Origin of the sequence: Fundidesulfovibrio agrisoli (assembly GCF_022808715.1) — a bacterium.
GTDB lineage: Bacteria > Desulfobacterota > Desulfovibrionia > Desulfovibrionales > Desulfovibrionaceae > Fundidesulfovibrio > Fundidesulfovibrio agrisoli.
In genome coordinates this window covers 36,642-51,283 of sequence record NZ_JAKZKX010000009.1, presented here as the reverse complement: position 1 = coordinate 51,283, position 14,642 = coordinate 36,642, and the positions used below count along the sequence as shown (strand labels likewise).

10 protein-coding genes are annotated in these 14,642 nt (G+C 50.7%); 8 read left to right on the top strand and 2 right to left on the bottom strand.

Annotated features, from left to right (window positions below; genetic code table 11):
* Positions 1–18: 18 nt before the first annotated feature.
* Together MLE27_RS08680 and MLE27_RS08675 are read right to left on the bottom strand one after the other, a co-directional pair.
* A complete protein-coding gene (locus MLE27_RS08680) occupies positions 19–255 on the bottom strand; it encodes a hypothetical protein (protein WP_243311673.1) in 237 nt (78 codons plus the stop codon).
* Complete coding sequence (locus MLE27_RS08675; protein WP_243311672.1) at positions 252–635, bottom strand: DUF6573 family protein; 384 nt, start codon at positions 633–635, stop codon at positions 252–254. The genes MLE27_RS08680 and MLE27_RS08675 overlap by 4 nt, the downstream gene beginning before the upstream one ends.
* A gap of 507 nt (positions 636–1,142) precedes the next feature.
* Here MLE27_RS08675 and MLE27_RS08670 point away from each other — a divergent pair.
* The 8 genes from MLE27_RS08670 to MLE27_RS08635 all read left to right on the top strand — a co-directional run bounded on the left by MLE27_RS08670 (position 1,143) and on the right by MLE27_RS08635 (position 14,638).
* The gene (locus MLE27_RS08670) at positions 1,143–3,134 is read left to right on the top strand and encodes an AAA family ATPase (RefSeq protein WP_243311671.1); all 1,992 of its coding nucleotides are present in this window, start codon (positions 1,143–1,145) and stop codon (positions 3,132–3,134) included.
* 492 nt (positions 3,135–3,626) lie between these two features.
* Positions 3,627–4,334 (top strand): hypothetical protein, encoded by a 708-nt coding sequence (locus MLE27_RS08665; protein WP_243311670.1) that lies wholly within the window; start codon positions 3,627–3,629, stop codon positions 4,332–4,334.
* Between the two features lie 368 nt (positions 4,335–4,702).
* Entirely contained in the window at positions 4,703–5,131 is a 429-nt protein-coding gene (locus MLE27_RS08660) for a hypothetical protein (protein WP_243311669.1), read from the top strand.
* Positions 5,128–8,187, top strand: a complete 3,060-nt coding sequence (locus MLE27_RS08655) for a BPTD_3080 family restriction endonuclease (RefSeq protein WP_243311668.1) — start codon at positions 5,128–5,130, stop codon at positions 8,185–8,187. The genes MLE27_RS08660 and MLE27_RS08655 overlap by 4 nt, the downstream gene beginning before the upstream one ends.
* Complete coding sequence (locus MLE27_RS08650; RefSeq protein ID WP_243311667.1) at positions 8,187–8,477, top strand: hypothetical protein; 291 nt, start codon at positions 8,187–8,189, stop codon at positions 8,475–8,477. The genes MLE27_RS08655 and MLE27_RS08650 overlap by 1 nt, the downstream gene beginning before the upstream one ends.
* Before the next feature lie 4 nt (positions 8,478–8,481).
* Positions 8,482–11,280 (top strand): site-specific DNA-methyltransferase, encoded by a 2,799-nt coding sequence (locus MLE27_RS08645; protein WP_243311666.1) that lies wholly within the window; start codon positions 8,482–8,484, stop codon positions 11,278–11,280.
* 1 nt (position 11,281) lies between these two features.
* Positions 11,282–12,574, top strand: coding sequence for a hypothetical protein (locus MLE27_RS08640; RefSeq protein ID WP_243311665.1), 1,293 nt, complete (start codon positions 11,282–11,284; stop codon positions 12,572–12,574).
* Positions 12,575–14,638 (top strand): 3'-5' exonuclease, encoded by a 2,064-nt coding sequence (locus tag MLE27_RS08635; RefSeq protein ID WP_243311664.1) that lies wholly within the window; start codon positions 12,575–12,577, stop codon positions 14,636–14,638. It begins immediately after the preceding gene.
* Positions 14,639–14,642: the final 4 nt, after the last annotated feature.

Below are 14,642 nucleotides of genomic sequence, written 5' to 3'. Positions count from 1 at the left end.
CCTCCATCACATCAGCCCTCATTCGTCTTCAACCCTTCGGTGAACACGTTCCAGGGTTTCCCGGAACTGCGCCGACAGGTTCAGCCCGATTTCCGAACAGCCCCTGACCAGTGAAGCTCCTCCGAAGGCATCCGGGGCAACAGCCCCCATCAACTGAAAGAGCTTTTCGATCGGTCGGAAGTGTTCAATGAGGACATCCAACTGATCCAGGTGGTCCGGCTTCTCCTGCCCCGTCTCTCCCTCCAGAGTGTTCACAAGTCCTCCGGCAGACAACAGGTCAGAACAGGTTCGCCATGATCGCCAGGGCCAACATGGAGAACGCACCGGACCTTTTCGTGCTTCCCCAGCTCCATCAGAAACAGCACCTCAAATTCGACTCGATCCTGTTGAAGTCCCGTTCGCGCCGACACCGCAGCAAGGCTCATCAAATCGTGCAGGCGTCCCGCCAGCGACTGCCCCTCCCCTTCCAGCCCCGGCGGCGGAGTGACGTAGCGGTTGAACAATTTGTCGCCGATGACAAATGGCAGCTTGAACCCGTAGAATTTCGCCTCGGCTGTGACGTCGATTAAAACCCCGTCCTCAATGGCCTGGGCGCGTGAGTAACTGAATATGATGGGCCAGGATTCGTCAGACATGGCAACTCCTTCGATTCTTCAGCCTACAAGGGCTACAGGTGGGCTTTTACGCAAAAGCATTTGAGAGCCATCATGGCCCGGTCAATATTCTTCGCAGAGAAGTCCTCAGCCAAGAGGCTGCGCAAGTGTGGAAGAGCGATGAAGCTAATGCTCGGACGATGTGACTTTATTACCACGATGACTCTGTTCAGCGTCTTCGCTGAAAATGCGTCAGCGAGAATCGCTCTAACATCGTAAATACGAACGTCGCCTGAGGCTACATAGTCCGTAGTCATCCTTCCCTCCTCTTATTGAAGGGCGTTAGGGGAGGAAGAAAGGGTAGCCTGGGACAGGCGGGTTGGTCACGGGAGGAGTATGAAAACTGGAAGCGCAGGATCCTGCGCATGCGGTTTGAGCCAGTGATCAAAACTTGGTTTGACCACGGGCGCGGGCACGGGCTATCTAAGGCAGGAATAATGTTGGCTATGTCTCGTCAATTTCAGTCGTAGCGTGCCCTTGGAGCTGTGGATGGATTACTCGGCGGACCAACTTATCGGATTCATGCAGCAGTCGGAGCCGGTTGACGACGCGACACGCATGAAAATTTTCGAGTTCCTATCCCAACGGTTCTCACTGATCCCCGTAAAGGGTGGATTTCCAGCTCCAGGCCAATCTCCCCGAGAGTTCAAGGCTCCTGTCGAGAACAACTGGAGCCAGTGGTGCTCCCAGAAAAGACCATTCGCCAATTCCGACTTCTTCCCAGAACGAGCTGGCATCGCCTGTGGCCCAGCCAGCGGCGTCCTTGTCCTGGACATCGACGACATGTGCAAATTCCAGGAATGGCTTGCCGCCCATAAGCTGCATGAGCTTCCAGCGACGTTGACGATCAAGACTGGCGGCACCGGCGAGCGATACCACTACTACTTCCAGTATCCTCAGGATGGTAAAAGCTACGGGAATCGCTCCGTCAGAGGCGTGTTCGACATCAGAGGCCAGGGAGGACAGGTCCTTTGCCCCGGCTCACTTCACCCTGAGACGCGGATGCCCTACGTCATATCCAATCTTGCTGAAATTGCCGAAGCGCCCTCATGGCTTCTGAACTATACCCTCCACAAGTCCGTTCAGGCAGATAATGCCGCTCCTTCCCTGACGAATGAAGCGACCGAGGTTCCGATTATGACTCAGAGTTCAGCGACTCCCCAGCCCAGCGTTCAGTTTGTTGCAAATCTCCCGGTATCAGACGAGATCAAGCAAATGATCCTGACGCCGTTCCCAAAGGGGCAAAGATCGGAACATTCCATGGCTGTCCTTGTCGGGTTGTTAAGTGCGAACGTCGATGAAAAGACCATTCTCAGCATTTATCATTCCTATCCCATAGGCGAAAAAGCAAAAGAAGTTGGCAACCAGTGGCTTGAACGTGAAATAGAAAAAGCGAAGGAGCACATCGCTAAGGTAAAAACTAGCGCCCCTGTTCCTACTAATCCTTTTGCTCCATCTGGGAATCAAGCACCCAAGGTCAGTTACTGCGTCTTCAATGCCATGGACGTAGTAAATAAGAACATCCAATTTGATTATTTCATCGACAACTTCTGGCCTAAGGGCGAGCCTTTGTTGATTACTGGTCCTGGTGGTTCTGGGAAGTCAATCATGACACTTCAAATTGCCATGGATTTGATTTTTCCTCCTGCGCAGGGCTTCCTGGGTACATTTAATGTGAAGCCAACACCGCATAAGGTTCTTTTCGTCCAGTCGGAGAATACATTCGTCGGAATGAAACAACGATTTGTGGAAGTTCGTTCGCCAAAGTCTGGTTATCAAATCGCTGACCAACTCCTCCAGGACGGGATATTCTTCCTGGGTGTAAACAACGACATCCGGTCGATTGGTGACATGATGAGCCAGTCGTTCTTGGATGCGATCCAAAAGGCTGTCGAAACGCATCAGACGGACATCATCATCCTTGACCCGCTGATCAGCTTCCATGGGCAAGACGAGAACTCAAACGACCAGATGCGCCGCTTGCTCGATCAGGTAGCGGTTTTCACCGAGAGCCTTGGAGCTTCACCGCTCCTGATTCATCACCACGGGAAGTTCACCAGCGAGTCGGGACCTGGAGGAGGAAGAGGAGCCAGCGCCATTGGCGACTGGTCCCCGAACACCTGGGAACTGACATATAATAAGAACCAGAAGCGTTTTACCCTGACCCACAAGAAAGCCAGGAACCTTGCCCTTCAGGGGAGCCTTGACCTTGAGCTTCACCACCTGAGGTTCCGTCCCTTGACGTCTTCATCAGCTTCAGGAGCAGGACAGATAGCTGTAGAAGCTCTTAAAAACCTTGGCGGAACTGCTACTTCTAAAGACCAGCTCAAGAAAGAAGTTCAGGACGTCTACCGCAACCAGAACAAAGGAGAGACCATTTCCTCAAACACTGCTGGCAAGCGTATTGATGAAGCAGTCGCAGCGGGATTGATCAAGGAGAATCCCATTCAAGGTAGCAAAAGCAAAGGATACTCATTTTAATCCAGCAAAGAGACGGACCCTTGGGGAATTTCCGTCAAAGGCAACATCGGCAATTGACGTCAAAACTTATTGTGCCTTAAATCCTCTAAAGATTTCATATGGTTAACTTGAGATTTCAAAGGCAAAAGCAAAATCGCTCTGACGGTGGTAACATATTGATTTTATTTTAAAAGCAAAGGCAAAATCGCTTATATATTTAGGGGTGGGTGCCTTTGCACCCCACCCCCTATCACAATAGTGACGACGACGCTGCAAATGAAGACGACACAAGACAAAGTAGCTATAAAAACGTTATCAAAGAATTTTTCAAAGAATATAATCCAAATAATGTTTGCTTAAAATTGAAATTATTTGACAGAGAATCATAGACAGCGACGACAGTAGCTATATCAATTGACACTGCACCTGGGACATTACTCGTTCAGACAGTACATTCAATCGACGACGTCTCTTGCCTTGAAAAGTCAGAACTTCAAGCCGGTGGAGATCGACATGGGATTCAAAGACAATCTCAAGAAGCTGAAGGAAGTGGCAAGTGCAGCCAAAGACAAAGCTGTCAATTTTGTCTCTGAAGAAGTCATTGAATATGAATCTGGCCCGAACGGCAAGCAGATAAAGACTAGAAGAGTTAAGGAATGGGTTAAAACAGCAGGAGCTGTTGCAGGCACTGTTGTCGCTGTAGTTGCCGCAAAGAAAGGATATGACGCAATCTCTTCCAGTTCAAATGGTGGTCAAAATCCAAAGCTGCCAGGGAATCTCTCGCCTCAGCAAGCTTATTATGAAGCCCACAAGAATAAAATCAAACCAGCGCCTGCCACGTCAAACAATCAGGGCAATAACGGCAGCCAGCCTTCAAAAGCAAAAGAAGTTGCTGGCGCTATAGGTGCATTGTTTGGCGGATTCGCTGCAGGCGTTGCGAGCTTTAACAGTCAAGATATATCACTGGACAACCTTATAAGATCTTCTTCAAACATTGAAAATTTGCTTGAAGAAAAAGGTGCCGTCGGAAAAGGTCTTCATGAAAAAGTTTCAAGCATAGAAAGCGATCTCCCTGAGGGCTCTGTTAAATCCATAAGATTTATAGCGTCAATCAGGAATCAACTTGTTCACGAAGGACCAGACACAGTCTCATTCGAAAAAAAGCGTGACTACCTGGAGGCGTGTCAAAGAGTTGAGCGCGACTTGAATTCATTGAATTAGCATTGCTGACTGTTTGCGTTCTGGCGCGAGAAGGTCCATCGCTGAGGCAAGTGACGCGAGGATTCTGGTGGGTGGCGGGTAACAGGGAGGGCCTGGGACCATCACCTGATTCAGTGAAACCGGAAGCGCAGGATCCTGCGCATGGGGTTCGGGCAGAGATGGGTATGAGGCGGGTCAAGGTTGCCAAGGAGTCCGTGGCAACAAAATCCATCAAGGGACCCTGACAGCCCTTGTAAGTGAGCCGGGGGCGAGGTATTCAAGAACTGCTTAAGCCTTAGAGATCACGACACAAAAAGTCGTAATTGCGCACTTTTCAATGCAGCTTGGGGAGCCACGCGGAATAGCGAGCCAACCCAGCCAAGGGTGACATGTTCGAGCAGGCGTTCAAGAATATTGATGACTTTCTCTGGAAAGAAGCCGGGGCCTCGTCAGACCTGGATCATAACGGGCAGTCCTCGTGGATGCTTTTCTTGAAATGTCTTGATGACCTGGAAGCCGAACGAGCCAATCAGATTCCAAGCCAGAGCCATTCCTACGTTATAGAAGACCTTCGCCGCTGGTCCAAGTGGGCAGCCCCCGAGAGAGCGGGTTGCAGCCCGGACCACGAGACCTCTCTGGCGGGTGACGACCTATTCACCGACGTCAATGACAAGCTATTCCCCTGCCTCAGAGACTTCAAGCAGTGGGCCTCCTCCCCGGACACCATCGAGTACAAGATCGGTGGATTCTTCGTTGAGATAAAGAGTAAGTTCCAGAGCGGCTTCGCCTGCGCACAGGAGAAGGATGGAATCGCATGAATAATTTGTTTTTTGAAAAACCTATCCTTAACTCACCATATGAGTATCCTGCACAACACTGGGAACTCGATGGGCAGGGACAGCCAACACAGAAAATCAATCCTTACCGCCGCCAAGCTGACTTCATAACCCCTATTCCAAAGCCCAAGAAGCAGAAGGCCAAAGCCGAACAAGTCAAGATGGTCTTTGACGAAGGCAAAGGGCTTTCCACTCAAGAGCAGCAGTATTCCAAAACCGCTCGAACCATTAACGCCCTTCGTGAACACGTGGATGCATGGAGGAAGATTCCTGACCCAGGCGAGTGGAAAGTAACGCCTGAAACTGCCCGCCTCCTTCAGCACTGGAGACACCACAAGTTCAGCGGCATTCGCCCTTTCTTCTGTCAGGTCGAAGCAATTGAAGTCGCCATCTGGTTGACCGAGGTCGCCCCTAAGATGGGCAAGACGGGCAAGTCCTTCCTGGAAGTGCTCGAAAACGCCAATAACGACGCGAATCCCGAATTGATGCGATTGGCCCTCAAGCTGGCTACTGGCGCGGGCAAGACTACGGTCATGGCGATGCTCATCATCTGGCAGACCATCAACGCCGTCCGTCACCCAACCAGCAACAAATTCACTCGAGGATTTCTCATCGTAGCTCCAGGACTGACCATCAAGGATCGGCTGCGGGTGCTCCAGCCCAATGATCCCGACAGCTATTATGCCAGTCGTGAACTGGTCCCTAATGACATGATGGTTGACCTTGAGCGGGCCAAGATCGTCATCACCAACTACCACGCCTTCAAACTCCGTGAACGCATGGAGCTGTCCAAGGGGAGTCGCTCCTTGCTCCAGGGACGAGGGGAGGAACTGAACACCCTTGAAACTGAAGGGCAGATGATCCAACGCGTCATGCCAGACCTGATGGGCTTGAAGAATATTCTGGTGATCAACGACGAAGCTCACCATTGCTACCGAGAGCGCCCCGGCAGCACGGATGTTGATGATGCCTCCGGTGATGAGAAGGACGAAGCAAAAAAGAACAACGAAGCCGCACGGCTCTGGATTTCAGGACTTGAGGCGGTGAATCGAAAGCTTGGTCTCACGCGTGTCATTGACCTTTCGGCAACGCCTTTCTTCTTGAGAGGCTCAGGCTATGCTGAGGGAACCCTGTTTCCATGGACAATGAGCGACTTTTCTTTGATGGATGCCATTGAATGCGGCATCGTCAAGCTGCCTCGCGTCCCGGTGGCGGACAACATCCCTGGCGCGGAGATGCCCAAGTTCCGGAACCTCTGGGAGCACATCGGTAAGAAGATGCCCAAGAAAGGGGCGAGAAAAGCTAAGAACCTTGACCCGCTCGCAATTCCGACTGAGCTCCAGACGGCGCTGGAAGCGCTGTATGGTCATTATGCCAAAACCTTTGAGCTATGGAAGGAGAGCGGCATCACTGTACCGCCTTGCTTCATCGTAGTGTGCAACAATACCTCCACGTCCAAGCTCGTTTACGAGTATATTTCCGGATTCACTAGGGAAAATGATGATGGCTCAAAAACTCCAGTTCCGGGTCGGTTGGAATTATTCAGAAATACTGATGAACACGGTAACGCACTCCCCAGGCCAAGAACCCTTCTGATTGATAGCGAGCAGCTTGAGTCTGGAGAAGCGCTGAACGACACATTCAGGGATGTGTACGACGTTGAAATAGAACACTTCCGTCGGGAGATTATCGAACGGACCGGGAGCAAGGAACAGGCGGACAACCTCACCGACCAGGATTTGCTCCGTGAGGTCATGAACACGGTGGGAAAGAAGGACCGTCTCGGGGAATCTATCCGGTGTGTGGTCTCTGTCTCCATGCTGACGGAAGGCTGGGATGCCAACACCGTGACCCATGTCCTCGGCGTTCGGGCTTTCGGAACACAGCTTCTGTGCGAACAGGTCATTGGTCGAGCATTGCGCAGGCAGTCCTATGATCTGAACGAGGAAGGGCTGTTCAATGTCGAGTATGCCGATGTCCTGGGCATTCCCTTTGACTTCACAGCCAAGCCTGTGGTGGCACCTCCGCAGCCTCCGAGAGAAACGATCCAGGTCAAAGCTGTCCGCCCTGAGCGTGACAACCTGGAAATCCGATTCCCACGTGTTGAGGGATACCGTGTTGAGCTACCGGAAGAGCGCCTCGAAGCTGAATTCAATGACGATTCCATCCTGGAATTGACGCCGCTGCTGGTGGGGCCTTCCGTCACCAAGAACCAAGGCATCATCGGCGAGGATGTTGACCTCAGCCTTGAACATCTTGGAGACATGCGCAGGTCCACGCTGCTTTTCCATGTGACCAAGCGGTTGCTTTACACAAAGTGGCGTGATCCTGGGGAAGAACCCAAGATGCACCTGTTTGGTCAGCTCAAGCGCATTACCAAACAATGGCTGGACAACTGCCTCGTATGCAAGGGTGGCACCTACCCCGCTCAGTTGATGTACCAGGAGTTGGCGGACATGGCCTGCGAACGGATCACCGCAGGGATCACCCGCAAGCTGGTGGGGATATGCCCGGTAAAGGCGGTGCTAGATTCGTTTAACCCAGTGGGCTCGACCATACATGTCAATTTCAACACTTCAAAACGGGATCGCTGGCAAACGGACTCGCGCAAGTGCCATGTAAACTGGGCCATCCTGGACAGTGACTGGGAAGGCGAGTTCTGCCGCGTTGTGGAGTCTCATCCCAAGGTCAAAGCATACGTCAAGAACCATAACCTGGGGCTCTTCGTCCCCTACCGCTATGGCTCGATTATGCGCACCTACATCCCGGACTTCATTGTCCAGGTCGATGACGGGCACGAAGACCCGCTGAACCTGATCGTGGAGATCAAGGGCTACCGGGGTGAGGACGCCAAGGAAAAGAAATCGACCATGGAGAACTACTGGATTCCAGGCGTGAACAACCACAAGCAATTTGGGCGATGGGCATTCGTCGAACTGAGGGAAGTCTTCAAAATAGAATCCGATTTCGCTGCCAAGGTGGAATCATCCTTCAATGAAATGATCCTTGGTGCCACTGCCCCTCAAGGTGAAGACTGATGCTTGCCATTGAAGAAGCCATCGCTATCGGCACTAAGGATGGTAGAATATGCCCTCAGCCACAACGCTGGAATGAGCTATGGGGGTTACTACCAAATAGGGAAAGGAAAGGTGCTGGTTGGACTCCTCCTCTGCCACTTATTCTTGCTGCTTGGTGGGAAACCAGCGACTCTCAAAAGCAAGAGCGATTTCATGAGCATCTTCGCTGGGCAGAAAATCATGATGCTATCGGCGCAGTACTCAATTTCTTAAAAACACTTCAAAATAGCGACTGGCATTTCAAGGAATAGATACATGGCAAGCAACAAGATTCTCAAGACTGTTGAAACCATCACGCACGAGGATGCTTCGCGGAAGCATATCCCGACCGCAGAATGCCAGTCCATCTTGCGCAAGGAGCACCAGAACCCCATCCGTGTGGCATATGAACGGCGCAACCGCGACCTTGATCCCCAACTAGTCTGGCGCGGCAAAGATGAACAGGACTGGTCGGACTTGGTGGTTCATGCGCCGCCGTTGTTTATCCAGGAAAAAGTTCACCCAAAGGTGCTCATAGATGACCTGACTGAGCGGACCAGAAAGCAGGAGGGGGCCAAGGTTCCCCAGCAGATGAGTCTTTTTGATGACTTCAATGGCCTCCCAAATGAAGACGCCAAGACGGAATTCTACCAGCACGACGCCAACTGGTCGAACAGGATGATTCTTGGTGACAGCCTTCAGGTCATGGCTTCGCTTGCTGAAAGGGAGGGCCTACGGGGAAAGGTGCAGTGCATTTATTTTGATCCGCCTTATGGCATAAAATTCAACTCGAACTTTCAGTGGTCGACAACTACACGAACTGTATCAGATGGGAAGAAAGAGCACATAACCAGAGAGCCAGAACAAGTAAAAGCATTTAGAGACACATGGAGAGACGGCGTTCACTCATATTTGTCGTATTTGAGGGATAGGCTTACAGTGGCCAGAGATCTGCTAAAGGATAGCGGATCAATATTTGTTCAAATTGGAGACGACAACGTTCATCGAGCTCGCACTTTAATGGATGAGGTTTTTGGCGAGAAGAACTTTATTTCAATGATAACACTCACGAAAGCTGCGTCCCAGAGTTCATCTTTGCTGGCCAATGTGAATGACTACATCCTGTGGTATGGGAGAAACAAGGAGAGCACTAAATATAGACAATTATTTCAAGAAAGACCCCCTATCGAGAACCCAACTCACCGTTATATTTGTGTCGAGGACAGCGAAGGAACTATCCACGATTTAAGTTTAAAGCAGAAAATGGGAGAGGAACCACTGCCAGAGGGTGTATTCCTTAGAATGGTAACTCTTACTTCTCAAACAGGATCGGAATCTTCACGCTTCCCATACCTTTTTAGTGGCAAACAATATCGTCCACCTGGAGCAAGAGGGTGGTCTACTGGGGAGGATGGGCTTTCTCGGGTTGAAAAATCTGGCCGAATGTGGGCAGTTGGCAGCACACTGATGTGGAAGAATTACCACTCAGATTATCCTTACAAACCTAGAGTGTCACTTTGGGATGATATCCGCTCCAGCGGATTTGGCTCAGAGAAATTATATGTTGTCCAAACACAACCAGAAGTGATTCAACGGTGCATCCTTATGGCGAGCGACCCTGGCGATCTTGTCATTGATCCAACTTGCGGTTCAGGAACGACTGCATTCATCGCAGAGCAATGGGGACGTAGATGGATCACTATAGACACGTCAAGAGTTGCCCTTGCCCTTGCTCGTGCACGCATAATGGGAGCAAGATATCCCTACTACTTATTGTCTGACAGCAAAGACGGTAAAGCCAAGCAGGCACAATTGAGTCAAAAGGATGTCTCACAAGCAGTCACACACCTTAAAGTTTCGCACGGGTTTGTTAACAAACAAATCCCGCATGTCACCTTACGATCCATAGCAAACAATGCAGAAATAGACGTAATTTATGAAGAATACAGAAATGAAATTGGATCATTATTAAATGAAATCAATCTTCTACTTGGAGAAAGTTGGAATGAAAGGCAAATGCCGCAAAAGGCTGACAGCGAGTGGCCCGCCAAGGTCAGGCAACTTCACGAGACGTGGCGGAAGCTTTTTGTTGAACGTCAAAACAGAATGGAAAAGTCTATCTCTGTAAATGCAATCTCTGAACAACTTTATGATGTTCCATATGAAGACAATAAAAAAGTCCGTGTAGCTGGCCCTTTCACCGTCGAAAGCCTCTCCCCCCACCGCGTCTTGACCGTGGATGAAAACGACGAGCTTGTGGATGAGCTTGCCAAGCCCGACCAGCAAACAGAGGCGCAGGACTTTGCGCAAATGATTCTGGAGAACCTCAAGACCGCAGGCGTCCAGCAGGCCCACAAGGAAGACAAGATCGTCTTCTCCACCCTCAAACCCTGGCCAGGGCATTACGTCTGCGCCGAAGGGGTGTACTACGAAGGTGAGGATGACTCCGGAATTGAGAAACGAGCAGCCATTTTCATCGGTCCCGAGTTCGGCACTGTCTCACGTCCAGACCTCGTAGCGGCAGCCAGGGAGGCTGGCGACGCGGGATTTGACGCACTCATTGCCTGCGCCTTCAACTACGATGCGCATTCTTCGGAGTTCAACAGCCTGGGGCGGATTCCCGTGCTCAAGGCCCGAATGAACGCCGACTTGCATATGGCGGACGACCTCAAGAACACCGGCAAGGGCAACCTCTTCGTCATCTTCGGCGAACCGGACATCGACATCCTGGAAGCCAAAAACAACCAGGTTCAGGTCAAGATCAACGGCGTGGATGTATTCCACCCCAACACCGGCGAGGTCCGCAGCGACGGTGCAGAAGGCATCGCCTGCTGGTTCATCGACACAGACTACAACGAGGAGAGTTTCTTTGTCCGACACGCCTACTTCCTCGGTGCGAACGATCCTTATCAAGCGCTGAAGACAACCCTCAAAGCGGAAATCAACCAAGAATGCTGGGACTCCCTGAATAGCGACATTTCTCGTCCCTTCGACAAACCCAAGTCTGGACGCATCGCCGTCAAAGTCATCAATCACCTTGGAGATGAAGTCATGAAGGTTTACCGGGTGGAGTAAGATGACTGCTGATTGGGTTGATGGGCTTGGAAGGTATGTCGAGAAGAAGCCACTTACCATTTTGGGGTTTACCCAAGGTGAATGGCTTGCCCTAACTTCATCTCGAAGAGGTCGTAGCGAATTTACTTTTGCACGGGAACATGTTGAATTTGAATTGCTCAAGCCTCAATCTCTGTGCTTGCTAATGGGTGCATCTGAAGATGGAGAATCTCGACTTTACATTGGGCAAGTGCATTCCAAGAAAGCTATCACTACTATTCAAACACGTATTAAAATTACAAATCATGCACGGCTTTGGCCTAATAGCCTCAGAGAGATTGAAGGGCTTTTGACGAAGACTATTCACATTGCCAAATTCAAAGGAATAATTGCAGATCTGGGTGCTGGATGCAGGACGCTAACACCAAAGCTTGGTCGGCATATTATTGAAGTGCTTGCCAATATTGACAGGAATGCCTCACCCTTAAACGGGGCTTACCTGTCAATTGCTCCTCCTGATAATAGACCACCGAATTATGGTTTTCAGAAGAATGCAATCTCAACCGCGCTAAAGATATTTGGACTGCCAGCCAACAGTGAGGCGTATAAACTGGATATCGCAAATCAATCCGAGTCTGCTCTGTCAAGAGTTAGCATTCTCGAGGACGCAGTAATTGAGCATGAGGCAAGATTTGTTGATGGGTATGATTTAATCGGCAGTGATGTCACTGGGCGTGCTGTATTTTTAGGTAACGATGGAAAACTTGAGGTGTATACTGCCAATAGGCGAGAATTAGAGCATTGTCTTGGTGTTGATTTAATATACTTGAATATTACAAAGAAAAATATTGTAATGCTTCAGTACAAGATGCTTGAGTACAGTGGCAAAGACGATGACGACTGGATATACCGACCTGATGCCCAACTTGACAAGGAGATCAGACGGATGAAGGTCTTCTCTCAGACAAATACCCCGCTGCCCCAAGAATACCGTATAAATCCTGCCGTGTTCTTTTTAAAATTTGTTAAAAGAGATGCATACAGTCAAGGGGGCAGCATGATAACACCGCTTGACCACTATGAACAGATAGTCCAATCCCCTGAATGCAAAGGGCCCAGAGGAGGCATCCGAATTAGCTATAAGAGCCTTAGTGGTCGGTATTTACGTCCAGGTGCGTTTATGGACTTGGTTGGTTCCGGATACATCGGTGCTTACGCTGAAACAACAGCTGGTTTTAAGGCTTTGATTGATGCTGTATTAGTTGACAATCAAGCTGTTGTAGCTGCGATTCAACATCCAGTTGAGGATAGGTAGATGGAATTCCGCATAGCCGACACCTTCACTGATAGCCTGGGCAAGCTCACGCCACAGGAACAAAAGGCGGTCAAAACCACTGCCTTTGACCTGCAAATTAACCCGGCGAGTCCAGGGATACGATTTCATAAGCTGGACAAGGCGAAAGACTCAAATTTTTGGTCCGCCACCGTCAGCATGGATATTCGAATCATCGTCCACCGGACTGAGAACAGCATCCTGCTCTGCTACGTGGATCACCATGATAAGGCGTATAGCTGGGCTGAGAGGAGAAAGCTGGAAACGCACCCGAAGACAGGGGCGGCGCAGATCGTCGAGATTCGTGAGACGGTGAAGGAAGTCACCGTTCCGGTCTATGTGAAATCGGAGCAGCCAGCAGGCAAGCCCCTCATCTTTGAACATCTCACCGATGAAGAATTGCTCGCGTATGGTGTTCCATCCAGCTGGTTGGAGGACGTGAAGCAGGCGACTGAGGATTCACTCCTTGAGATAGCTGGCCACCTTCCGAGTGAAGCTTCGGAAGCGCTGCTTGATCTTGCCACTGGCGTCACTCCGCAGGTCCACACCATGCCCGAGGGAAGCGACCCCTTCGCCCATCCTGATGCTCAACGGCGTTTCCGTCTGATGACCGACGTGGAAGAGCTGGAGCGGGCTTTAGACTATCCGTGGGAGAAGTGGACAGTCTTCCTGCATCCAGCTCAGAGGAAGCTTGTTGAAAGGGATTACTCTGGTCCTGCCCGTGTTTCTGGATCGGCTGGGACTGGCAAGACCATCGTTGCCCTACACAGGGCGGCCCATCTGGCTCGGACCAATACGAACGCTCGGGTGTTGCTCACCACTTTTTCCGATCCCTTAGCGTACTCTCTTCAAAACAAGTTGTCCCGGCTTCTTGGCAAAGAACCTCGGCTGGGAGAACGGCTTGAAGTCGCATCCATGAATGCCGTGGGTATGCGTCTATACAAGGCGAACCTGGGCAGTCTCACCATTGCTCCCAAAGAGGTGATCAAGCAGTTCTTGGAGGACGCCTCGGCTCAAGTCCAGAACCACAAGTTTAGCTCTTATTTCCTGCGCACGGAATGGGAGGAAGTCGTTGACGCATGGCAGCTCGACACATGGGAAAAGTATCGTGACGTAGTTCGTCTTGGACGAAAAACGAAACTTCCAGAGCAGCAGCGAAAGGTCCTTTGGGAGATGTTTGAGATTGTCCGTTCCGGCTTGGATAACAAAGGGATGAAGACGCTCTCGCAGATGTTCAGTGAACTTGCCGTTCATCTCGAAGGAAAAACAAACCCTCCATTCGATTATGCCATCTTAGACGAAGCCCAAGACATCAGCATTGCCCAAATTCGGTTTCTGGCTGCATTATCGTCCAGGCCAGACAGCTTGTTCTTTTCAGGAGATCTCGGGCAGAGAATTTTCCAGCAGCCATTTTCTTGGAAGTCGCTTGGCGTGGATATACGTGGTCGATCCTTTACGCTTCGAATCAACTACAGGACATCCCACCAGATTCGGCAGCAGGCGGACAGACTTCTTGCCCCGGAGTTGGCGGACGTGGACGGCATTGTAGAGGAACGCCGCGCCACACAGTCCGTGTTTAATGGCCCTAAGCCCACCATAGAAGTCACTGACAGTCAGGATGAGGAAAAAGCTGTTGTCGCCACTTGGATAAAAGAGCTTTTGAACGATGGTTACAAGCCGGATGAAATCGGAGTTTTTGTCCGCTCAGACAGTGAAATATCAAGAGCACAAAACGCTGTCCAGGAATCAGGCGCCCCCTTTGTAATCCTTGACGAAAAGCTCCTTCCTTCTTCGGAGAAGGTATCCATCTGCTCGATGCACCTCGCCAAGGGTCTGGAGTTCCGGGCTGTAGCTGTCATGGCGTGCGATGATGAGATTATCCCTCTACAGGCTCGCATTGATACCGTGGTCGATGATTCCGACCTTGAAGAGGTCTACAACACGGAGCGACACTTGCTCTATGTCGCCTGCACCCGTGCCAGAGACCATTTACTTGTAACCAGTGTGAGTCCAGAGTCTGAGTTTGTTGACGACCTGAGTATTTGAAATG

Bases quoted from the DNA above. Each gene is read 5' to 3' on its own strand.
- MLE27_RS08640 (WP_243311665.1), top strand. From the start codon at position 11,282: ATGACTGCTGATTGGGTTGATGGGCTTGGAAGGTATGTCGAGAAGAAG.
- MLE27_RS08650 (WP_243311667.1), top strand. From the start codon at position 8,187: ATGCTTGCCATTGAAGAAGCCATCGCTATCGGCACTAAGGATGGTAGA.
- MLE27_RS08655 (WP_243311668.1), top strand. From the start codon at position 5,128: ATGAATAATTTGTTTTTTGAAAAACCTATCCTTAACTCACCATATGAG.
- MLE27_RS08645 (WP_243311666.1), top strand. From the start codon at position 8,482: ATGGCAAGCAACAAGATTCTCAAGACTGTTGAAACCATCACGCACGAG.
- MLE27_RS08665 (WP_243311670.1), top strand. From the start codon at position 3,627: ATGGGATTCAAAGACAATCTCAAGAAGCTGAAGGAAGTGGCAAGTGCA.
- MLE27_RS08670 (WP_243311671.1), top strand. From the start codon at position 1,143: ATGGATTACTCGGCGGACCAACTTATCGGATTCATGCAGCAGTCGGAG.
- MLE27_RS08660 (WP_243311669.1), top strand. From the start codon at position 4,703: ATGTTCGAGCAGGCGTTCAAGAATATTGATGACTTTCTCTGGAAAGAA.
- MLE27_RS08635 (WP_243311664.1), top strand. From the start codon at position 12,575: ATGGAATTCCGCATAGCCGACACCTTCACTGATAGCCTGGGCAAGCTC.
- MLE27_RS08675 (WP_243311672.1), bottom strand. From the start codon at position 635: ATGTCTGACGAATCCTGGCCCATCATATTCAGTTACTCACGCGCCCAG.